Origin of the sequence: Thermogutta terrifontis (genome assembly GCF_002277955.1) — a bacterium.
GTDB lineage: Bacteria > Planctomycetota > Planctomycetia > Pirellulales > Thermoguttaceae > Thermogutta > Thermogutta terrifontis.
Genome location: NZ_CP018477.1, coordinates 2,313,536 through 2,335,317 on the forward strand (window position 1 = coordinate 2,313,536; position 21,782 = coordinate 2,335,317).

General features: G+C 55.8%; 14 protein-coding genes and 1 tRNA gene. 11 read left to right on the plus strand and 4 right to left on the minus strand.

Annotation, left to right across the window (positions count from 1 at the left end; all coding sequences use genetic code 11):
• The first annotated feature begins 7 nt into the window (after positions 1 to 7).
• Positions 8 to 1,111 carry a helix-turn-helix transcriptional regulator gene (locus THTE_RS08630; RefSeq protein ID WP_168175818.1) on the plus strand — a complete coding sequence of 368 codons (1,104 nt, stop codon included), beginning with the start codon at positions 8 to 10 and terminating at the stop codon, positions 1,109 to 1,111.
• Positions 1,112 to 1,159: 48 nt separating this feature from the next.
• Here THTE_RS08630 and tgt read toward each other — a convergent pair whose 3' ends face one another.
• The 3 genes from tgt to THTE_RS08645 all read right to left on the minus strand — a co-directional run bounded on the left by tgt (position 1,160) and on the right by THTE_RS08645 (position 4,033).
• Positions 1,160 to 2,320 carry a tRNA guanosine(34) transglycosylase Tgt gene (gene tgt / locus THTE_RS08635; protein ID WP_095415052.1) on the minus strand — a complete coding sequence of 387 codons (1,161 nt, stop codon included), beginning with the start codon at positions 2,318 to 2,320 and terminating at the stop codon, positions 1,160 to 1,162.
• Between the two features lie 162 nt (positions 2,321 to 2,482).
• Positions 2,483 to 3,820 (minus strand): DNA-directed RNA polymerase subunit alpha C-terminal domain-containing protein, encoded by a 1,338-nt coding sequence (locus THTE_RS08640; RefSeq protein WP_095415053.1) that lies wholly within the window; start codon positions 3,818 to 3,820, stop codon positions 2,483 to 2,485.
• A 140-nt stretch (positions 3,821 to 3,960) separates the two neighbouring features.
• A tRNA-Thr gene (locus THTE_RS08645) sits at positions 3,961 to 4,033 on the minus strand.
• Between the two features lie 730 nt (positions 4,034 to 4,763).
• Between THTE_RS08645 and THTE_RS08650 the strand changes: the two genes are divergently transcribed.
• The 4 genes from THTE_RS08650 to THTE_RS08665 all read left to right on the plus strand — a co-directional run bounded on the left by THTE_RS08650 (position 4,764) and on the right by THTE_RS08665 (position 10,294).
• Positions 4,764 to 5,882, plus strand: coding sequence for a TadA family conjugal transfer-associated ATPase (locus tag THTE_RS08650; protein ID WP_157731956.1), 1,119 nt, complete (start codon positions 4,764 to 4,766; stop codon positions 5,880 to 5,882).
• 334 nt (positions 5,883 to 6,216) lie between these two features.
• Positions 6,217 to 7,230, plus strand: coding sequence for a Gfo/Idh/MocA family protein (locus THTE_RS08655; RefSeq protein WP_095415055.1), 1,014 nt, complete (start codon positions 6,217 to 6,219; stop codon positions 7,228 to 7,230).
• Between the two features lie 340 nt (positions 7,231 to 7,570).
• A complete protein-coding gene (locus THTE_RS08660) occupies positions 7,571 to 9,133 on the plus strand; it encodes a hypothetical protein (RefSeq protein WP_095415056.1) in 1,563 nt (520 codons plus the stop codon).
• 519 nt (positions 9,134 to 9,652) lie between these two features.
• The gene (locus THTE_RS08665; RefSeq protein ID WP_157731958.1) at positions 9,653 to 10,294 is read left to right on the plus strand and encodes a hypothetical protein; all 642 of its coding nucleotides are present in this window, start codon (positions 9,653 to 9,655) and stop codon (positions 10,292 to 10,294) included.
• Positions 10,295 to 10,302: 8 nt separating this feature from the next.
• Here THTE_RS08665 and THTE_RS08670 read toward each other — a convergent pair whose 3' ends face one another.
• Entirely contained in the window at positions 10,303 to 12,222 is a 1,920-nt protein-coding gene (locus THTE_RS08670; RefSeq protein WP_157731960.1) for an ArnT family glycosyltransferase, read from the minus strand.
• A 476-nt stretch (positions 12,223 to 12,698) separates the two neighbouring features.
• Between THTE_RS08670 and THTE_RS08675 the strand changes: the two genes are divergently transcribed.
• The 6 genes from THTE_RS08675 (at position 12,699) to THTE_RS08700 (ending at position 21,734) form a co-directional block, all read left to right on the plus strand.
• The gene (locus THTE_RS08675) at positions 12,699 to 15,200 is read left to right on the plus strand and encodes a YidC/Oxa1 family insertase periplasmic-domain containing protein (RefSeq protein WP_095415059.1); all 2,502 of its coding nucleotides are present in this window, start codon (positions 12,699 to 12,701) and stop codon (positions 15,198 to 15,200) included.
• Between the two features lie 14 nt (positions 15,201 to 15,214).
• Positions 15,215 to 16,639, plus strand: a complete 1,425-nt coding sequence (locus tag THTE_RS08680; RefSeq protein WP_095415060.1) for a tRNA modification GTPase — start codon at positions 15,215 to 15,217, stop codon at positions 16,637 to 16,639.
• A gap of 91 nt (positions 16,640 to 16,730) precedes the next feature.
• Positions 16,731 to 17,666, plus strand: a complete 936-nt coding sequence (gene rbsK / locus THTE_RS08685; protein ID WP_095415061.1) for a ribokinase — start codon at positions 16,731 to 16,733, stop codon at positions 17,664 to 17,666.
• A 161-nt stretch (positions 17,667 to 17,827) separates the two neighbouring features.
• Positions 17,828 to 19,075: a Gfo/Idh/MocA family protein gene (locus THTE_RS08690; RefSeq protein ID WP_095415062.1), complete on the plus strand. Its 1,248-nt coding sequence runs from the start codon at positions 17,828 to 17,830 to the stop codon at positions 19,073 to 19,075.
• 99 nt (positions 19,076 to 19,174) lie between these two features.
• Positions 19,175 to 20,221: a ThuA domain-containing protein gene (locus THTE_RS08695; protein WP_095415063.1), complete on the plus strand. Its 1,047-nt coding sequence runs from the start codon at positions 19,175 to 19,177 to the stop codon at positions 20,219 to 20,221.
• A 229-nt stretch (positions 20,222 to 20,450) separates the two neighbouring features.
• Positions 20,451 to 21,734 (plus strand): Gfo/Idh/MocA family protein, encoded by a 1,284-nt coding sequence (locus THTE_RS08700; protein ID WP_095415064.1) that lies wholly within the window; start codon positions 20,451 to 20,453, stop codon positions 21,732 to 21,734.
• Positions 21,735 to 21,782 lie beyond the last annotated feature (48 nt).

Here is a 21,782-nt window from a genome sequence, read left to right on the forward strand (position 1 = left end):
GTTGCGCATGTCCGAGCACTCTCCGCTTGTCCGTCAATGGATGATGCTCAGGATCCTCTCCAGCCGTCACTATGGCGTGACAGTGAAAGAGCTGGCTCAGGAGTTGGGCGTCAGCGAGAAAACCGTGCGTCGCGATCTGGACGCTTTTTCTGAAGCAGGATTCCCTTTGGAAGAAACCGTGGTCGAACACGGGAGGAAGAAGTGGAAGCTGGCCGGGGATCTGACGGTCAAGGGGGTGCCGCTCCACTATGACGAGGCCATTGCTCTCCACGTCGCGCGGTGCTTCATGGAGCCGCTGGCAGGAACAATTTTCTGGTCAGCCGCACAGCGGGCGTTCAATAAAATCCGCTGCATGTTCAACGAGCGAGCGCTGAAATATGTGGAGAAAATGGCCCAGGCTTTTTACCAAACCCGCGTGGGCTTTTGTGACTATTCGCGACAGGCTGAGATTATCGATCAGATTATGATTGGACTGGAAGATCATCGTACATTGGAAATCGAATATCAATCGCTGAAAGCCACGGAGCCGGTCACGTATGAAATCCATCCTTACGGTATGACGTATCATCGGGGGGCTCTCTATCTTGTGGGATGGTCCCCCGGGAAAAAAGAGATACGACACTGGAAAGTGAATCGGATAAGTCGGGCGGAGGTGACCGACCGACGGTTCGAAATACCCAACGATTTCCGATTGGACGAACACTTTGCTGGAAGCTTTGGGGTGTATCAGGGGGACGGTGATTATCATATCCGCGTTCGTTTTTCTGCTCAGGTGGCGCGGTATGTCAGTGAAGCGCGGTGGCACGCCAGTCAGCGACTTCATCACCAGCGAGATGGCAGCCTTATAGCAGAGTTTGACCTGGAAAGCCTGGAAGAATTTGAACGATGGATTTTGAGCTTCGGGCGTCACGCGGAAGTGCTTGAGCCACCGGAACTGGTGGAGCGGATTCGTTATGAGGTGGAGCAAATGGCGCGGATTTACAACCCCAATAACGAGGATCAAACACTGACGCTTTCCAGTCCCAAATCCATTTTTGAGGCGGCCCTCCCGCAAGAGGAGCCTTTTCTCGGAGGTCGGATGAAGAGTGCTGTCTCTCGCGCTCAAAAATGAAAACGATTGTCTCCGACAGATGAGATCAAGATTTTCCGCGGAAAATCCTCAGCTCGATCGGTTCTCAAGTTCGTCCTCATCTTCCATCGTTGTCCGGGACCAGGTGGCCCGTTTTTCTTCCAAAAAATCGCCGAACGAGCCGGCTTCAATCGCTGCTCGCGCCTGCCTTAAAAGCCGCTGGTAAAACGCGATGTTGTGGAGGCTCACGAGAATTGGTCCCAGCATTTCCCGGGCCATGAAAAGGTGCCTGATGTATCCCCGGCTGAAGGTGCACGCGAGGCAAGGACACGTAGGGTCCATGGGACGGGGATCCCGCTCGTGGCAGGCGTTGCGCATGCGAAGCGGTCCAGCTTCCGTGAAGGCCATGGCGTTCCGGCCGTTGCGCGTCGGCATCACGCAATCGAACAGATCCACGCCCCGGGCGATCGCTTCCAGAAGATCAATGGGACGTCCCACACCCATGAGATAGCGAGGCCTCTCGGCCGGCAAGGAAGGAGCCACAACATCCAGGATGCGGTACATTTCGGCGGGAGGTTCGCCAACGCTGAGGCCGCCAATCGCGTATCCGTCGAACCCCATCTGAACGAGCTCTTCAACGCAACGAAGTCGAAGGTCTGGTTCCAGCCCTCCCTGTACGATACCAAAGAGCCATTGATCTTTACGCTGGTGAGCTTTTTGACAGCGTTCCGCCCAGCGGAGACTCCTTTCCATCGCGTCCTCGATGACCGACCTTTCGTTGGGCAGGGCGACGACGTGATCGAGAACCATGGCGATATCGCTGCCCAACAACTCTTGCACTTCGATGGCGCGTTCTGGTGTCAATTCGACAAGGGAGCCGTCCAGATGCGACCGAAAAACAGCTCCCCGTTCCTCGATGCGTGTGAGTTGAGCGAGGCTGAACACCTGGAATCCGCCGCTGTCTGTGAGGATGGGTTTGTGCCATCCCATGAAGCGGTGAAGTCCCCCTAACGCGGCCACCGTTTCCGGTTTCGGACGCAAAAGGAGGTGGTATGTGTTCGACAAAATGATTTCCGTGCCGGTCCCTTCAACCAGATGGGGCAGCAAACCCTTGATGGTTGCCTGCGTGCCGACAGGCATAAAGGCGGGCGTGTGAACAATGCCGTGGGCCGTTCGGAGAATGCCGCACCGGGCGAGTGTTTGCGAATCTGTGCGGACAACTGAAAAGATCTCCCCGCCAACGGTGCTCATCTTCTCCTATGCCACAGTCGGCATTGCCTGGTCACGACTGCTGTCGAAACGTCCCACTGACCTTCGCACCTTACCTTACATTGTGAGTAAGCAAGGCCAACCCTGGCCACTGAGTGCCGGGATGAATCGTTGGCCGAGCATCCTGCAAACGTGCGGAAGGAATCAATCCCCGCGAAGCTTGAGTCCTAACGCTCGCAGCTTTTCGCGAACCTCGTTGAGGCTGGTTACGCCGAAGTTCTTGCACTCCAGTAATTCATCGCCGCTGTAACGGATCAGTTCTCCAACTGTATTGATTCCCAGCCGGGCGAGACACTTCCGTGCACGCACGGAAAGATTCAGCTCGGAGACCGGTTTGGCAAGGAGTGCCTGTTCCTCGGGAGGCAGGGCTTCTTCCTCTTCCCCAACGCCCTCTGCGGCAGGCGCGCCTGGACGCTCGGGGAGCAGCTGCCCGAGACGGAGCCCTTTGGATGCCAGCATCTCTTTGATTTCGGCGAGACTCGTTTCACCGAAATTCTTGCTGGCCAGGAGGTCTTGCTCGGTGCAGCGGCACAGATCGCCCAACGTCATGATGCCCATTTTCTGGAGGCAGTTACGGCTGCGGACGGAGAGTTCAAAATCTGTGACAGGGGTGGCGAGAATCTGAGCGAGGCGATCTCGACGTCGGGTGGTATCCTCTTCGAGAACAATCTGCCCGGCCGCCTGGGCGTCTTTCAAGAACAGCCGCGCACGCTCATGCCCCGGAAAGGCCTCCAACACCCTCTGATAGCAGCGGACAGCCTTTTCGTACTGCTCCATATCCTCGTAAAGAATGCCCAGATTGATGAGCGCACCCAGGTGCGGCGGAAACCGCGATACGCATCTTTGGTAAAGTTCGAGAGCGACGTCGTCGTTGCCATGACGGTCATTTTCCCACGCCAATCCGAAAAGTGCGCCCACGTGGTTAGGATCAATTTGAATCGCCTTTTCATAAAGCGCGGCTACTTCTTCGGCGGGAGCACCCAACGCTGCCAGCGTGGCACCACGCTGGTAGTAATACTCGGCACTTTCGGCGGCGGAACCAGAAAGCCGATCGAGGATCTCCATCGCCCCCTTGAGCTCTCCTTTCCCCCGCAGAGCCTCCACTTCCCCGAGAGCGCAATCATCCGGGTTGTAGCCAGCGATTCTTGCCGCCCGAAAACTCTCCAGTGCCTCGTCGTACCTTTGAGTAGCTAGATAACACTTTCCAAGGTAGAAATGGGCGAGCGCACCGTTATCCCCTCGTTTGAGGACGGAAATAGCGCTTTCGAAACGCCCCAGCAGATAGAGGCAACAGCCGAGTCGGACATTACTGGCCGGAGTCTCTTCGCGAAGTTCCAGTTCAGCGACTGCGTCGCGGAGTGCTCTATATTGGGAGGGGTCCTCCGCCATGGCACTGGCCAGCGCCTGAACCTCTCGTGGGCCAAACAGAGAGTTGCTGAGGACGATTTGCTTGACGTCAGTCTCCAACGCCGCTTGCGACATCTTATCAGTCCTTGTTGTTGGTTCGTTGGGAGATTCCCGTCCGAAAAACCAGCCCCACCTTAGCCTGAAGGAGTGGCAATGTATGAAGCTCCGTGCCGCGATCTAAAGAGTGTGCCCCGTCACGTGGTGTCCAAAGAAACAGCCAACGGGGGGACTCGAACCCCCAACACCCGCATTACGAATGCGGTGCTCTGCCGATTGAGCTACGCTGGCAGTTAAAACCCGGGTGCAAAACATAAACCCGCCCCGCACGAGGGGACGCTCCCTTGAAAATTAACATACCAAAAAGAACTACTTTGGCAAGGGCGACCGCAAGTCAGTACTAAATTAGGAGGAGTCCCCTATCCCTCATGATCGGGGCGATTTGGTACTTTTTCCACAAAGGCTGATATCCGGCTTACGGGTAACCAAGGGCGGCCGTGTGTCGGCGGATCGCCGGACTTACGGCGGGTTAAGAACAGGACGAGATGCGGTCGCTCGGCATTCCTGGGTCTGCCCGTCCTTAGAACACCTCCAATCCCTTCGGATCCTGGGCCACCCCCATTTCTTGTGAGGACCTGTAAGACGCCAGTACGCCAATGTATCGTTGGGGCAATTCGTCCATTGCCCCTGCCTTAGATAAACAAGGGCCGAACCAGCAAATGGGGGCCAGGGGGCGAAATGGATTGTCCACCGACGGAATTTCGACGTGACAATCACGTACCTCCGGACTGTATTCCGCTTGTTTTCATGACCTTGCGAAGGTCGACGCCCCTTTCCAATCGTCTAAAAATGGCGATGGCTCAATCCCAACGGCTTTGCTAGCACCGCGAGTTTTTCGCTATCATGGATGGACGGGTAGGTGAGCTGAGATGCGGCCGACTTTCGCCAGAGATTATCCTCGGCAGAGATGCCATGATTTCACAACATGCGCGTCGTGTGCCGGATCGGAGGGGACCCATCCATGTCGCGGGAAGCCATATTTGAAGCCAGCACCCGATATTTTCTGTCGCCCATTTTGCCTTATTTACTGGACGACAGCGTGACCGAGATTATGGTCAACGGGCCATACGAGGTTTATATCGAGCGCGGCGGCAAACTGGAAAAAACGGATGCGCGATTCCCCAGTGAAGACGCCCTTATTTCTGCAATCAACAATGTGGCCCAGTGGGTTGGTCGAGAAATTAACGAGGAGCACCCGGTTCTGGACGCCCGCCTCCCCGATGGCTCGCGCGTCCACGCTATTCTTCCGCCAACCTCCCGGATTGGACCTTGCCTGACGATTCGTAAATTTACCCGGGAAGCGATGACCCTGGAGGATTTGGTTCGACTCAATTCTCTATCCGAGATCGCCAAGGAGTTTTTGGAAATCTGTGTGAAGTTGCGGAAAAATATACTCATTTCTGGGGGGACCGGTACTGGGAAGACGGTTCTGCTCGGAGCGTTATCGCGTGCAATTCCGCCGGAAGAAAGGATCGTCGTCATCGAGGATACTTCCGAACTGCGTCTCGTTCAGCCACACACGATTTATCTCGAGGCCAGGCACGGCGGCCGTGATGGACGCGGTGGTCTGACGATCCGCCATCTGTTCAGCAATTCGCTTCGTATGCGCCCGGATCGGGTGATTGTGGGAGAGGTGCGCGGTGGCGAGGCGCTGGACATGATTCAAGCCATGCTCAGCGGCCATTCAGGCAGTCTTTCCACGATTCATGCGAGTTCTCCGCGGGATGCCCTCATTCGATTGGAGACGCTCTCGCTGATGTCCGATGTAGAAATTCCCGTGTACGTCGCGCGGGCGCAAGTGGCGTCAGCAATTCACATCGTCATCCAGATTGCCCGATTCACCGAAGATGGATCACGGAAGATCACCCAGGTAAGTGAGGTGGCCGGTTTAGACAATGATGGCCGATATATTCTCCGGGATCTTTTTGTTTCCCGGCTGGTGGGCCGCTCTCCGCAGGGGAAACTGGTAGCGGACCTGGCGTTCACCGGCGTAAAGCCCACTTTTGCGGATGCACCGAAGAATACAGGTATGGAGCATTTGGTACAGCATTCGGCGCCACTCTGGGATCTGGCATCGTGAGCATTTGTGGGATGCGTCAACCTGGGAAATTGTGAGGGACCATTCCAATTTGTGCCCGCTGGTGATAAGTACCTTTGACCGGAATTTCCTGCACGACCGATTGATTTTAACTCGGGCGAAAGTGACAGGAAGTGGGCTCATGGCCATGGAAGGGGCCAATCGAAATCGGCCGGGCCAGTTCTGAAGTGTGGCGGAGACAGGAAGTCATCCCGACACTGTTTCTCAAAGTTTTCGGCCTTTGGCAAAGATGAATTCAGGCGAATAGAGGTGGGCACTCGAACCGACCGGTACCTAACATGGATCACGAGACAAAGGGTATCAGGGATAGCCTCTGATGAAGCTGCGACTAGGAGTCATTGGATTGGGGGAAGGCTGGGAACGCCGCTATTTGCCCGCTCTCCGTGTGCTCAGTGATCGTTTTAACCTCGTAGCTGTCTTCGAGTCGGTCTCCCAGCGGGCACGGATGGCAGCGCGGGAATCGAGCCTTGCTGTTCACGACAGTTTTTGGACACTCTGCCGGCGAAATGACGTGGACGCCGTTCTTGTGCTTAATCCCCGCTGGCTGGGGCCATTGCCGGTATTGGCGGCCTGTGAGTTTGGAAAGGCCGTGTATTTAGGGGCTTCTGTCCTCTTGACACTCGAAGAGGTTACCGAATTGCGGGAGGCCGTGTTTCGATCGGGGGTGGCTTTCATGGTGGAGTTCTACCGCCGGTATGCTCCCGCCACAATCCGCCTCAAGGAATTGATCGCGACGCGGTTGGGACCTCCACGACTTCTGTTTTGCCACCGGCGCCTGTCTCATTATCTCAAAGCAAACGGCACATCGGGGCCTCAACCAGTGGACCCCATCCGGCTCGATCTCGTCGAGCTTGTGGATTGGTGCCGGTTCGTCGTGGGCGAACAGGCTACGAGCGTGATGGGGGTTTTACATCATTGCCCGGAGAAAGGAGAACTCGACTATTTAATGCTCAACCTTGATTTCAGTCCTCCGGGGCAACTCGGAAGGGGCCCAACGGCGCAGATTAGCTGCGGCCGCTACATCCCTCCGCACTGGCATGAAGCCGTGAGCTACCGTCCACTGGCGGAGCTGCAGGTAGTCTGTGAACGTGGTGTGGCGTTCGTTGATCTTCCGACAACCCTTGTTTGGTTCGATGAAGCCGGCCGCCATCAGGAACTCCTCGATCATGAACGCCCGATCGAAGAGCGCTTGCTCCTTCATTTTTATCGAGCGGCGACCAGCCTGGTACAGCGTGCCAGCGACATCGACGACTTGCGTTTCGTGCTGAGCACCATTCACAAGGCCGAGGAAAGTGCTGCAGCAGGGCGTCGAATCTCGCTTGACGGCTGAATTGTTCTAATCTGCTTTCGCACCTGTCTTTCTGATCTCGCTGAGATCGCAAGTTCATCATTTCAGACTCCAACCGCGGAGATGGAATGCGGGTTCCACGCCTGAGCCAGAGCTTCGATGCGGCAGGGCCAATGTGCGTGGAGCACTTCGGAAAGGTGAAATGAAAGCAGTGTTCAGCTATAGTAGAAGATGCTTGGCATGCTGGCACAACAGTGGGTTCGAGCCTCTGCTCCGTCGTTTTTCTGCGCCACGGCAAGGCTGCCAGGATCCAGCACATGAAGTTCGGGCAAGACGTTGAATGGGGTGAGGCTCACATGTTTGAGGGAGGTCGGCTGCGCGAATGAACTGGCTTTCCGCTGCTTATCGCCTTTTCAGTGTGATGGATGCCCTTTACCTGGCGGGAAATTTTCTTTATCGCCGGAGTCTCCGCTATACGTTGGCCACGGCAGTGGTATCGTTGCTGGGATATCTCGGTAACTTCATACCTGGAGTTCGTACTTATGATGCTCAGGTGGCCATTTTTATGCCACTTTGCGTAGGGGGAGGTATGCTCACCGGGGGCCTGCTCCTCAAGCTACTGCCCAGCCTCTTCAAATCCCGGCTTCTCAACGTGGCCCAAGCGGCTGATCTGGACCTGATGGAAAACTACCGGAAATGGAACCAGGACAAACACCTGGAGGCTCTCTGGGATCGTGTGTATCGCTTTGAGTGGGAATTAGGGACGGCGTTGGTTCGGCTTCGTTCTCATGCCGAGGAATGCCCTCCCGAGCTGTGCAGTGATGAAGGTTTGCCGGACGACCCGATGGAACGGGGAAGAATCAAATTTTTGCGGTGGGGGAGGTTTGCGCTCGCGCGGCCACAACCGGAGCCGCGACAGCGTTACTATTTGGGCATTGATCTCCGCTTCCTCGAGGACTGGTACAATGGGGGCTACTTTGATCCCAACGATGTCAAGCTTTATGAGCAGCAATCGGCTGCACTCCCAATTGAAAGGGTACGCGATCTGGCAGGTTATCATCTTTGGGATGTGCTCGCCGACCTGCCAATGAAAATCTCTTCCAAAATCTGGTTTCGGCTGATCACTCGGGCGGTTGCCATGCGGGTAGGGGAAGCGGTGATTTGCCTTAACCGTACCTTCCGCACCGATTATTTCAATGCCCAGGCCCTTCTCTGGCCGGAGGAGGCGGACGAGCCCTGGGTCACGGAGATGGGAACGAATGCCCGGGAAACACTCCTGCGCGAGCGGGCCAGGCTGCTCAACCGGGTTTTTGGGTCGCTCGAAGAAGGACGACGCATGCTCGACCATTTTTTGGTGCCCCTGTTTTGGGCGGCTACCGATCTTCGGGCACGATTTGATCCGGAATATGTTGATGGCAGCCTGGGATACGACGTCTGGAGCGACCTCAAATGGGCGGGGTTTGGAAATTTTCGACCGATGCGATTCGTCCGCCTGATGCAGCGGGCAGCGCGCGATAGAAAACAACTCATGGACTGCCTCGAATCTGGTGAATTCTCGGAGCTGGACCCGAATCCTTTGACAAAAGAAGGCCGGGAGGCATTTCGCGCCGTTCGCATTGCACTTCATGTCAACTGGCAGGGTTTGCGGAACAAACTTGCCCGCTGGCACCGCGCGGGAGAACGGCATGCTCGTTATCATGAGGACCTCTACACTGTGTTTAAACAGGCAATTTCCTGCCGATCTCAATTCACCACTTACCTGGTGGCCCTGCGAACACACCACGAACTTTGCCGACTTCATCGCATCACGTATCAAGAACTGTTGGAGGACCTTTTTGAAACCTGCTCTGAAGTTGCCCCGTGGGGGGCGAAATCCATCGAATTGGCATCAAATGAAAGGAATCGATACTGCGCAGAGGTCGCAGAAAAAGAAGTCCGCCTGTGATCAGCGGCTGGCAGAACAAGGCTTATAGTACCGTCGGCGAATTTGCCGATCGGTCTTGCCAGTCGCATGACGACTCCGGAAAGTGCGGAGGGACGCATACTCCGGGGCCAGCGATACCCGTCGAGCGGCCGGGTGTTATCATGATAGGCAGAGAGTTGGCAAAGGTGTGAATTATTTTTCCGGGAGACGGAGTGGGCTGCGATGGAACCTAAAGGAAGTTCGGGAGCGGTCCGGTGTCCCCAGTGTGGCAAACTTTCGCGGCTCCCGGCCGGGATTTCGGTGACGCGGGTCCGGTGCCCACACTGCCATGCGGTTTGGCAACTTGCCCCCCGAGGCGAACCGAGCCCGGCTCCCAATCTCGGATCACAAGCAGGCGGAATCCCCGACAGCAGCATTGCCACCGGGGCGCCAGGCACCGACGGCCCAGACTTTGGGCAACAACCTTTGCATCTTGCAAGCAGAGGACCTTTCGCCGAGGACAAACATACCAAAGCACCGCCGCATATTTGGTGGTTTGTTTTGGGAGGCCTCTTCGTATTCGCGTTGGTGGTCATCGTTGGGCTGGTGATCGCGGTTGTTTTTCTGGCATGGCAGCGTCCTGCACCGGCTCCACAGCCGGTTGCGCCTCCGCAGCAAGTTGTGGCACCCCCTCAACCGCCTCCGCAACCTCAGATGGATCAAGATTTGGTCCGAAGGGGAGAAGCCACAGCCGCGTATTTGCAAGGATTGCTCGACGCCACGGGAAAAGCTCTTGTTGGTTCCGACCTCGCCTCGATCCTCATTGGGGGCGCCGGAATTCAAAACCCGGGCGAGAAGTTGGCGGCATGGGAGCGGGAGGTGGCTTCCCTTAACCCACAGGACGTAGACCCGCTTGCGATCGAATTCAAAGAAGAATTTGCTCAGAAATTCCGCAACTTGATGCGTGCGTTAGAGGCTGGTCCGAAGCTGGCTTTCGACATCGCCAGTGCCCCGCCTGACAAAATGCTTGATCAGGCGGCCGGCCAGCTCACGCCACTTGCATTCATTGCGCCTCTTCAGGACTTTATCAACTTCGTGAATACCCGCGGGGCCGAGGTCAAGGCGGAACTGGAAAAACGCTACAATCGGGAGATGCCGGTCCTCAGAATTCCCAGCTTGGGGGGAGGATCACAAGTTCCCTGACATGCTTCTTAAGGCACTGTATCGTGCGCGGCATGCTGGTCCGGTTTAAAAAGAGGGGCACAGGCAGGGTTGGAAGTTGTATCTTCGCGTTCGACGGTGATCGCTTCGCCAACGATGACCACCGGTTGAGGATCCCGGCCGGGCGTGCGACCGAGCGGAATAACTCTTCGGGGTGTCCAGCAAAAGGACAACCGAGGGCAAACAATTAATCGGCCGTTCCACGAAAACTGAACGACCTGTTGACCACTTTTCTGTTCGACGCGAGCGCGCGATGAGTACATTGATCCCGCAACACAAAACACGGGATCTAGCAGGGTTTCGACGGACGTTCCTCGGGGAAGCTGTCTGACGAAGTACGGGTAGTGGAAACGAAAGGCGGCCGGAACAGGCCCCAGGCTGGCCAACTTTTCTGGTGCCCGTAGCTCGCCTGCGAGACTCTGGATCTGTTCACGGGGCGACCACAGGAGTTGTCGTTGGAGGGGCAGAATTCCCACGCGATGGCCCACACCGAGAAAAAGTCCAACGGCGAGAGCAGAAAAAGCGAGATTGTGGGGGGTAGCATTTTTCAATGTCAATTGGGTGGCCACAACGACCGAAACCGCCAGGACGCAAATAATGACCGTCGATAAAACGGGAAGTTGGAGTCCCTTAAACACATCCGTCGAAACGGAGAAGAATCTAACAACACAAAGGAAAATTGCCGCGGCAGTCCCCAGGACTGCGAGGGCTTGCATCAATCTGAGAAAAATGACGAAGCCTCGCGGTTGTGGGGCAGAAAAGTTGCCGGCTTTGTCTGATGTCTCGGACACATATTGCCACGGTAATGAGAACAGAAGAGCGGCCGGCAGGTAAAGCGGCAAAAGATATCGGTTTTTGGCTTCGGGGATGACCCAGAGGCTCACAAATCCGACTGTTACGCAAAGTATCAGATAAGTGATTAGCGACCGATACTTCGTCGCCCAGCGGCGAAAGCGTTTATCTGTCCATGCCAAAAACAACAGGGACCACGGAAGCATGGCCCCCATCGTTTCCACCGGAAAAGAGAAAAAGTGGGCTAAAAACCCGCGGGTGGCAAGACGTTCCTCCACCTGGCCCAACCAGATCTCTCGCGTGGCCTGCAAGCCCGTGGTCAGACAGTACGGAATGCTCCACAGGGCGATGGGCAGTGCCATGGCCCCAATGGAAGCGAGGTATTGCTTGCCAACAATGCGATTTCCCTGTCGCGAAATGAGGAGGAAACCCGCGGTGGAGAGGATGAAGTAAACGGGAGCTTGAAGCCCTTTTGTGAGCGCTGCCAGCCCAGCGAGAAAACCAGCCGTAGTCCAGCGCCACCCATAATTTGATCTAAATCCACCACAGAACCACACCAGGAGAGCGCTGCCAAGGAAAGCGGCAAAGAGCGAGTCGGTCTCTCCAAGTTGCCCGATCGTCAGTGATTGACCGGCGGTCAAGTAGGCAATCCCGGCGACAACGCCCGCTACTGGTCCGATGTGTTGTTGGGCGATCGTCCAGCAGATCCCGGCGGCAAAGACAAGGGCCAGGGCGCTGGGCAGACGAACCGCCCAAACATCGAACTCGCCCCGCCACACGCCAATTACGGCAATAAGCCAGTTTTGGAGCGGAGGACGCGTACAGTAAAGCTGGCCCTGTTCCCGAGGAACCAGCCAGTCGCCGGCCCAGTACATTTCTCGCGCCACCTGACCGCGTCGCGGTTCTTCCCCTATGATGGGCAGCGTGTTGATTCCCAAGAACGAGACTAAAAGGACGGTGATGGCAAATGCCAAAGACAAGACCGGCGCGAATCGTTCTTTTCCTGAGTCTCGTCCAGGCTGCGGAACAGTCGGTTTGGCTTCGGCGATCTCCGTATTCGCCGGCGAGACACTGTGCTCATCCACGAGATGGTGTAGTAGGCTCGCTTGAATTCCCACGCGCACGGTCCTCCACACCGCGACCCATGCACGGAATTTATCGGGCCTGCTAAAATGATAAACTTGGGATGGAGTTGCGAAATAGATGGACATAATAGCCGAAGGTGCCAATACCGATCAACGCTGATTAAATCCCTGACCGCGATTACCACCAGGAGTGTTTGCACGGACCACGCGAACGGGGATGACGCCGGCCTTTCCATCGTGTTTTGACCAGGCGGAAAACCACGTGATTTTTACCTTTGGCTCCTGCTGGAAATAGGATAAAATGTCGGTTTTTCCACAGCGGAACAGAGTAATGTCGCCGAAGTGGCATCGGGGTGCACAAAGGCCGGCAAGAGTCCTGTTGTGAAAATGAGTCAAATGGGCAAAAGACCGGGCAAGCTCCGCTGGTTCGCCGCGTATGATGGATCTCCTGTTCCTGTCGTCAATTTGGGGGGTTGCACATAGCTAGAGTGTTTGCTTGAGGAAGCGATATGCTCGATCAGAGTCAGAATCGGATGTGGGCACGGTACTTCGCTTTTTTGGCCGTGTCCATGCTCATCATTGTGATAAATCTTTATCTCGGGAGCCTCTGGGCGCCGAACCCCCCCGGAGGACCGCCAGCCAACGTCTCTCAACTGGAAGAAACGCATTCTGGGGAGACCGAGGGTAAAAAAGAGAGTGTAAGCGCTGAAAAAACAACCGGCAGCTCCGAGAAGCCCAGCGTATCTGCCATCCAACAAGAAAAAGAAACTGTCAAGACTGAGAAGTCCCACCTGCCCGAGCCACCGGTTCGCTACGTCACGCTGGGTTCCCTGGATCCCGAAAGCCCGTATCGGATGCTGGTAACCCTCTCCAGTCGGGGAGCGGCGGTCTCTCGGCTTGAGCTGAATAGCCCCAAGTACTGCGACACGGAAGCCCGGGGAGGATACCTGGGAGAATTGTTCTTCGAGCCTCCCCTGGACAAAGGACCGCTCCAGGTGGACGTTGTCGGGCCTGGTACTCCGGCCGCTCTTGCAGGTCTCCGGGCCGGTGATGTGCTTTTGAGCATCGACGATAAGCCGGTGGAAGGGATTCTTGGATTCCGGCAAATCATGGACAAAACACGTCCGGGCCAGACGGTGAGCCTGACAATCCGGCGGGGCGATAAACAGCTCACCCTGGAAGCCCGATTGCGTAGGACGCCGATGGCGATTATTCGCCGAGAGGAAGGGGGGCCCTACTCTTTCGAAATGACGCTCGCCGCATTGGGCAAGGAACGGCTTGTTGACGTCCGATCTCGATTCGAAGAACGGATGCAGGAAACAAACGATCCGCTACAAAAGGAGGTTCTGTACCTTCAGTGGTTGCATTCCGAATTACCGGACATTCACCTGAAAAGCGAGAACTGGTATCTTCTGCCCGACGGGGCCGACCCGACCAAGCCCGAAACATGGACGGCCGAGTCAGACAATAACGGTGTTGTGCCCCGGGAAAGTGTCCGTTTTGCGCAATGGCTCCCGGACAAGAATCTGGTCATCGTGAAGCGGTACGAGTTGGCGCGGGTGTCACCTGGAAAGCGGGATGATCATGATGATCCGTCGTATCACTTCACCCTTGGGATCACGGTTATTAACGTCGGGCAGAGCGCAACCAGCGTGGCTTACGAAGTGGACGGACCCAACGGTCTACCTACAGAGGGGGCCTGGTATGCCCGAAAAATGAGCAATAGCTGGAGTGCTGTGGGGCTTCGCGATGTGGCCGTCCGCGTTGGTAACAATGGGATTAAACTAGTGGCCTGTCCGGCTATTGCACGGGATCGCTGGGGAGCCCCCTGGAAAGATACGGAAAAGCAGTTAATTACAGCTCTTGGCGTTGACGCCCAGTATTTTTCCGTGATTCTTCTACCCCAGCGGGAACAGCCGAGTGACATTTGGTTTGCTGATGCGAGGCCAATCCGTATTGGAGCCGTCGAGCCGAACTATGAATATCTCACGAACGTGTCCTGCCGTCTCCAGTCTGTTCCGGTAGAACTGAAGCCTGGCGATCGGCTATCGCATACCTTCAAAGTCTTTGCTGGGCCCAAGCGGTCTGATCTTCTCGCTCATTATGAACTTGGTGGTCTGATTCAGTACGGTTGGTTTTGGTTCGTAGCCGACCCGATGACAAGGCTCCTGCATATTTTTCATGACTATCTCGTGTTTAACTATGGCCTGGCGATTATTCTGCTGACGGTGGTTGTGCGGCTCCTGATGTTTCCCATCAGCCGCAAGCAGGCTCTCAACGCCCAGAAGATGCAAGAGCTCCAGCCGGAGATTAAGAAAATCCAGGAAAAATATAAAGACCTTCAGGAACGTAATCGCGCAACACAGGAGCTGTTTCGGCAGCATAATTATAACCCATTCTCCGGATGTTTGGTTTTATTCATACAATTGCCGATTTTTATCGGTTTGTATAAAGCCCTTGCCATTGACGTGGAGTTGCGTCAGGCACCATTGATTTCGGAAAGCATTCGCTGGTGTTCCAATCTGGCAGCCCCCGACATGCTTTTCGACTGGAGTTTTCTCTGGCCGGAGTGGTTCAACCGCGGGCACGGGATGTTTGGACTCGGCCCGTATTTCAATATCCTACCGGTTCTCACAATAGCCCTTTTTCTGTGGCAGCAGAAGCGGATGATGCCGCCGCCCGCGGATGAGCAGGCTGCGGTGCAGCAGAAGGTCATGAATTTCATGATGATCTTTATGGGAATCCTTTTCTATAAAGTCCCCAGCGGGTTGTGTCTTTACTTTATTGCGTCGAGTTTATGGGGCATGGCAGAACGCGAAATTCTACTGAAGACGGTAAAGAAACCTGACAAGACCAGGAAAGCAAAACGCGACTGGAAAAACACATGGCAGAAGATACAGAGTGCAATCCCCGACTGGCTCAAAGCACTCGTCAAAGCCGCGGATAAGCGGTACGCGGAAAAGATGCCTCGTGAAAGGCAGCGTCCCCCCGCAAAACGCACACGCGTCTGAATATCAAGAAATCCATGTGGCAGCAGGCCCATGATACCATCGCCGCAGTGGCAACCGCCTTTGGGCGTGGTGCCCGGCAAATCATTCGAATCTCTGGCCCTGAGGCGTGGCAGGCGGTGAGGCGCGTTGTTTTTCCGGAGAGCCTCCCTTCAGAGGAACCTCTTCAGCCAGTGGTCGTTGCAGCATATCTGGCTTGGGAAGGACTACCCGCACAGGTGCCGTGCGATGTCTTCTACTGGCCCTCAGGCCGAAGTTACACCGGTCAGGCAGTGGTGGAAATTCATACGGTATGTTGTGGTCCGCTTGCTCAAGAGATCGTAGCGAGGCTCAAGCTCCGACCTGCCCGTCCTGGGGAATTTACGTTACGGGCGTTTTTGAATGGACGACTTGATTTAACCCAAGCGGAAGCGGTGCTGGGAGTCGTCGAAGCTCGCGAGGTCCGGGAACTTCAGATCGCGCTTCAGCAACTTGCGGGAGGCATTGGTGGGCCTTTACGGGCATTACGGGAAGAACTTCTCAACCTGGTCGCAGACGTGGAAGCAGGCCTCGATTTCGCGGAGGAGGATCTGCCGTTTCTGTCCTGGGAGGAGTTGGAAACCCGAGTAGCCACCGCTGGCAGAACGCTCGAGGAGATTCGACACCAATTTGAACAGCGAGGAGGAAGTACCGAACTTCCCAGGGTGGTTCTGGTTGGGCCACCAAATGCCGGGAAAAGCACGCTTTTTAATGCACTTCTGTCAGCAGAGCGGGCCATCGTGTCGCCGGTACCGGGAACGACGCGTGACTATCTGACGGCCGTCTGCACTTACCGCGGGGTGAGCTTTGAGCTGGTCGATACGGCCGGTGTAGAAAGTTGGTCTGGGACGAAGTCGTTTTCTGCATCCGAAAACATGACAGAGGCGGAGACGTCAACCGGAGATGCGGATTCTTTTATCGCAGGAAAGATGCGGGCGGCCACCCAACAGGCAGCGGAAACGGCTGATTTACAACTCGTTTGCTGGGACGTTACCCAATATTCCCCCCAGGCGGTGCGGCTGAACCGGAATACTCATAACTCGCGGACGCTTCTCGTGCTGACCAAAGCCGATCTGCTGCCGACGGAGAAATCATGCTCGTGGCCGGAAAGTGCGATCCTGGTGAGTGCTCGCCGTAACAGGGGGCTTGAGACGCTCAAGGAGGCCATTGTAAACCGCCTTGTATCGCGACAGGAAACAAGCGCGGGGGTCGTCGCAGTGACGGCTATGCGCTGTCGGGATGCTTTGCAACGGGCGGCCGATTCTCTTCAACAGGCCCACGAACTTATCCGCCGGCGGGAATCTGAAGATTTCATCGCGACCGCTCTCCGCTCCGCTCTCTCTTCGATTGGTGAAATCACGGGTGAGGTTTATTCGGAAGAAATCCTTGCCAGAATTTTCTCGCGGTTCTGCATCGGCAAGTAAATCATCTCGTCTCCCGGCAGGGCCGGTTCTCGGTAGGATTCGCCGCGAGTAAAATCGTCGCGAGCATGTTGAGCCGGCAAGGAGACTGTGAATGAAAGACCGCGTTATCGTCTTGGGCTCCGTAAACACGGATCTTGTGGTCAAAGTGCGCCGCTTGCCCCGGCCGGGAGAAACTGTTATTGGCGGTACCTTCTACCAGAACCAGGGCGGAAAAGGGGCCAATCAGGCGGTGGCTGCTGCCCGATCGGGTGAAAAACCGGTGACGCTCATCGCGGCAGTGGGAAACGACGTTTTTGGGCGGGAAAGCCTGGCAGCGTTACAAAGAGATAGAATCGATCTTACGCATGTCAAGGTAAAGCACAGCATCTCCTCAGGAGTGGCACTCATCATGGTGGATGAGGGTGGTGAAAACGCCATCGCGGTGGCATCTGGTGCGAACACCGCTCTTTCGCCAGCGGATGTCAACGAGGTGCCTGATTCGGTTTTCGAATCGGCTGCTGTCCTGCTGGCCTGCTTCGAAATTCCTGTGGAGACTGTGCGAGCTGGGATGCGCCGTGCCCGACAGTTCGGGGTGACCACCATCCTCAACCCAGCACCTGTTCCCGAAGAACTTCCTGCCGATTTGTTTTCCGACGTGGACATCATGACTCCGAACGAGCATGAGATAGCAAGGCTCTTGCACTTGCCACAGATAGAAGATGAGGCGGGTGTGCGCGATGCGGCGACGCGGTTGTTGGATCGGGGTGTTCGAAATGTCGTTCTTACTCTTGGAGCTCGTGGGTGCTTTTTCGCGGGAGCCGAGGGGACCGGATTCCTTCCTGCTTTTCCAGTAAAAGCTGTCGATACGACAGGTGCAGGGGACGCGTTCAACGGAGCGCTCGCTGCGGCCCTCTCTGAAGGGCGTGCTTGGGGGGACAGTCTCCGATGGGCATCAGCCGCCGCCGCCATTTCGGTGACGCGCGCAGGGGCACAGCCATCGATGCCGTTTCGGCGCGAAATTGAGGATTTTCTGAAGATTCACGGATGATTCAGTCGTGGCTCTGTCTTTTGGGGAAGCTTGAAGCCCGGCCCGCCGTGCCGTAATATAACCGGCAATGATTGGCGGAAGACCGAGTCGTCCCCACGCAAGGAACCCGGGGGTTTTCATGCCCTTTCCTTCGTTTGCCTTCTTGATTTCGGAGGGAAGAGATGAGTGCGCTGCGATTTGGGCTGGTAGGAGGCGGTTTTTACGCGCGGTTTCAACTTCGGGCACTCGAGCAGGTTCGGGGTGTGGAGGTGGCGGGCCTCGTATCACGACGACCGCCAGAGGCAATCGCCCAGTATGTCCGTGAAAAAAGGCTGGGGGAAGGGCGAATCTTTCCCAGCGTTCGGGAAATGGCCCATCATGTGGATGTCGTGGCAATTTACGCACCCAATTTTGCGCGAGTCGCAATTGTTGAAGAAATAGCGAAGGCGCTTGAAGAGGGGGCAAAACTTCGGGCAGTGATTTGCGATAAACCGCTGGCACGGAATCTCCGCGAAGCCAACCAGATGATTTCGCGCTTGGAACCCTTTGGTGTGCCGCTCATTTATTATGAAAATCAGCTCCATATGAAGGCTGTCAAAGCGGCGAGGACGCAACTCGAACCTGTTATGAGCACGATGGGACCGCTTGCGCTGGTTCGCGCCTCTGAAGAGCATGCAGGTCCGCATTCCGCATGGTTTTGGGATCCCACGCAGCAGGGCGGCGGAGTGATGACGGACATGGGGTGCCACAGTGTGGCGGTCGCATGGTACCTACTGACCCCGCCCGGAAAGCCGTTGGGATATTTGCAGCCGGTGTCTGTTCAGGCGGATCTCTCACTTTTGAAATGGGGCCGTCCCGAGTGGCGAGAACAGCTCAAGGCCCGCTTTGGTGTCGATTATACGAAGACTCCCGCGGACGACTTTGCGACCGGGCTGATTACTTTCCGCAATCCCGAAACTAACGTTCTCAGCAAAGCGCAGTTCACTGTTTCATGGATGTACGACAAGCAGGGGTTGCGGGTGATGATCGACGGTCTTGGTCCCGGTTACGCGTTCGAGTTCAACACGCTCCGCTCACCGCTCGACGTATTTGTGGGGGATGTCGCCGCGGCAGCCGTTGCCGACGCTGAAGCGGCCCTGGAAAAGCAACAAGCTACGCGAGGGTTACTCACTGTTCAGCCTAATGAAGCAGACCTCTACGGCTATGTGGATGAAAATATCGACGCCGTGGAAGCAATTCTCACCGGGCGGCCGGCGCTCATGGATTGGCGTTTTGGCCGTGAGGTGGTTAAACTCACAATGGCCGCCTACTTGTCGGCCGAGAGGAAGGCAGTTGTGGATCTAACTGATCCGGCGACGGTGGAATATCTCGAGAATTACATTCCGCTGATTCAACAGGGGAAAGGTCGTGAGGTGCTCCATCTTCCCTGAAACATAGAAGCGGTAGACTATCAAAAGTTGCCGAGTATAGAAACTGATTGTTCGAAGTGTAGAGTTTAACAGAGCTACGGGAACTGGGAGACAGCACCGATGAAACCATTGACTGGGTTGTGTTTGTCCGTGGCTTTGATCTGCACTCTGTGGCTTGGCGGTGGATTTCTGGCTTTTTCAGATGAAGGATCAAATCAGCGGTCATGGGTTGTGTATGAGGGCAAGACCGGTCCGGGAGTGGGCAAGCGGATCGTCCTGATTTCGGGCGACGAAGAATATCGATCCGAGGAAGCGTTACCGATGCTTGGGAAAATCCTCGCCAAGCATCACGGTTTCACGTGCACGGTGCTCTTTGCTATCGACCCTGCGACGGGAGAAATCGCTCCCAACGTGAGGGATAATATTCCCGGATTAGAAACACTCAAACATGCGGATTTGATGATTATTTTTACCCGTTTTCGAAATCTTCCTGATGAACAGATGAAATACATCGTGGATTATCTTGAAGAGGGAAAGCCTGTCATCGGAATTCGGACGGCCACCCATGCCTTCGATATTCCTCGGGATAGGATGTATGCGCGGTTTAGCTGGAACTCCCAGGAGCCCGGCTGGGAAGGCGGGTTCGGACGGGTTGTGCTGGGCGAGACATGGATCGCCCATCATGGAGCACACAATAAAGAGAGCACCCGCGGCGTGATTGCCCCCGGGGTAGAGAACGAGCCTATTGTACGGGGTTGCCAGGACATCTGGGGGCCAAGTGATGTTTATCGTGTGCGGCTTCCCCTCCCGGGGGATTCCCGATCATTGGTGCTGGGGCAGGTGCTCGTCGGAATGAATCCCACTGATCCGCCTGTCACAGGGCCTAAAAACGATCCGATGATGCCCGTTGCGTGGGTCAAGACGTATGAAATCGCGCCCGGCAAGAAAGGACGGGTATTCACCACCACGATGGGAGCCGCCGTGGATTTCAAGAGTGAGGGACTGCGCCGCCTGTTGGTCAATGCGGCCTACTGGTGTGTCGGGCTGGAAGATCGCATCCCAGAAAAGGCCAATGTTGATTTTGTGGGGCCCTATGAGCCGAATTACTTCGGTTTCAACGGCTACAAAAAAGGTCTTCGTCCGGCGGACTTCGAGTGGAGTGAATAAACTCAATGCGAGCTAATTAACCCGGGTTAACAGTTGTTTGTTTTCAATCGGTCAGGAGGCTTTGTTTAGCGAGGGATATGAGATTGCTCTAAGCGGTGTTTCGCGTGCGGCGAGAGTAATACAAATAAAATCTCGTTACGTGATTCCTCGACATGGGATTAGAAAATTACAAAGTAATGGCAAAGTTTAGAGGAGTAGCCGAGTGGTGTAACATAGGGAGATCCAAGCGATGAGAAGGCCTGAGCATGCTTCACAGGTAAATCGGCGAGAGTTTTTAGCCAGAAGTGCCGCTCTCATAGGGAGCGTGGGAGTACCGTTACTCGTTTCCGGCCGAGCGCTGGGGCTTAACGGTAGCGTGCCGGCGAGTGAAAGGATTGTGATGGGTGGGATCGGCATTGGGCCGCGAGGAAGGACCGACCTGGCATGCTTTTTGAGAAACCCCGATGTGCAATTCGTCGCCGTGGCCGATCCACAGAGCGACCGAAGAAAGCTCGTCAAGGAAATGGTCGACAAACATTATCAAAACAGCGATTGCCAAACTTATCACTCCTTCTTTGACGTGCTCGACAGGGAGGATATTGATGCTGTTCTCATCGCAACCGGGGACCGATGGCACACGCTGGCTTCTATTCTGGCGGCCAAGGCGGGCAAGGATATTTACTGCGAAAAACCCTGCTCGATGACGATCGCGGAAAGCCGGGCCCTGGCGGACACGATTCGCCGTTATGGCCGGATTTATCAGGCAGGCACTCAACGGCGGAATATTGGCAATTTCATTTTTGCGATTAATCTTGTGCACAGTGGCAAGTTAGGAAAACTTCATACTGTTCATGCCAACACCCTGGATCCCCGTACCACAAAGGATTGGCTGCCGGCAGAGCCGGAGCCGCCGAAAGATGTCTGCGATTGGGATCTCTGGTTGGGCCCGTGCCCCTGGCGACCGTTCAACCAGCGCTACGTCAACGGAGGTTGGCGCGGGTTCTTCGATTTCCACGGTGGGGGGATCCTGGAATGGGGATCGCACACGGTCGATCTCTGTCAATGGGCTAACCAAGCCGACGACACAGCCCCCATTGAATACGAGCCGCAGGGCAATCATGTCCATGCCACCTACGCCAACGGGGTCAAGCTAATTATGCGCGACACCGGTTGGCTGGGCCTGGGCACGTGCAGTGTTCGCTTTGAGGGGGACGAAGGCTGGGTGGAAACGGGCGACAGCGGCCAGGTTGCCGTCTTTCCGGAATCCCTGCGCTCTGAAATGCCCGTTTTTACGATGGCGGGAACAGATCCTTCGACGCATATCCGTGATTTTCTGGACTGTGTGAAAAGCCGTAAGCAGCCAGCTTCCAATGCGAGCGTGGTGGCCCAGTCGCACATTGCCTGTCACGCTGCGTATATCGCGTGGCAACTGGGTCGCAAGGTGCGATTTGACCCGGTCAAGGAGGAGTTCATCGGTGATGATGAAGCCAATCGCTTGCGCTCCAGGGCGCTGCGCGAACCTTGGCATATTTGAGGAGCTTTTGGTGGAGTGGGACTTTAGCAAAAATCGACAATGATGTTT

Excerpts from the sequence above, each read along its gene's own strand:
- THTE_RS08630 (WP_168175818.1), top strand. The coding sequence starts at position 8 with ATGTCCGAGCACTCTCCGCTTGTCCGTCAATGGATGATGCTCAGGATC.
- tgt (WP_095415052.1), bottom strand. The coding sequence starts at position 2,320 with ATGAGCACCGTTGGCGGGGAGATCTTTTCAGTTGTCCGCACAGATTCG.
- THTE_RS08640 (WP_095415053.1), bottom strand. The coding sequence starts at position 3,820 with ATGTCGCAAGCGGCGTTGGAGACTGACGTCAAGCAAATCGTCCTCAGC.
- THTE_RS08650 (WP_157731956.1), top strand. The coding sequence starts at position 4,764 with ATGTCGCGGGAAGCCATATTTGAAGCCAGCACCCGATATTTTCTGTCG.
- THTE_RS08655 (WP_095415055.1), top strand. The coding sequence starts at position 6,217 with ATGAAGCTGCGACTAGGAGTCATTGGATTGGGGGAAGGCTGGGAACGC.
- THTE_RS08660 (WP_095415056.1), top strand. The coding sequence starts at position 7,571 with ATGAACTGGCTTTCCGCTGCTTATCGCCTTTTCAGTGTGATGGATGCC.
- THTE_RS08675 (WP_095415059.1), top strand. The coding sequence starts at position 12,699 with ATGCTCGATCAGAGTCAGAATCGGATGTGGGCACGGTACTTCGCTTTT.
- THTE_RS08680 (WP_095415060.1), top strand. The coding sequence starts at position 15,215 with ATGTGGCAGCAGGCCCATGATACCATCGCCGCAGTGGCAACCGCCTTT.
- rbsK (WP_095415061.1), top strand. The coding sequence starts at position 16,731 with ATGAAAGACCGCGTTATCGTCTTGGGCTCCGTAAACACGGATCTTGTG.
- THTE_RS08690 (WP_095415062.1), top strand. The coding sequence starts at position 17,828 with ATGAGTGCGCTGCGATTTGGGCTGGTAGGAGGCGGTTTTTACGCGCGG.
- THTE_RS08695 (WP_095415063.1), top strand. The coding sequence starts at position 19,175 with ATGAAACCATTGACTGGGTTGTGTTTGTCCGTGGCTTTGATCTGCACT.
- THTE_RS08700 (WP_095415064.1), top strand. The coding sequence starts at position 20,451 with ATGAGAAGGCCTGAGCATGCTTCACAGGTAAATCGGCGAGAGTTTTTA.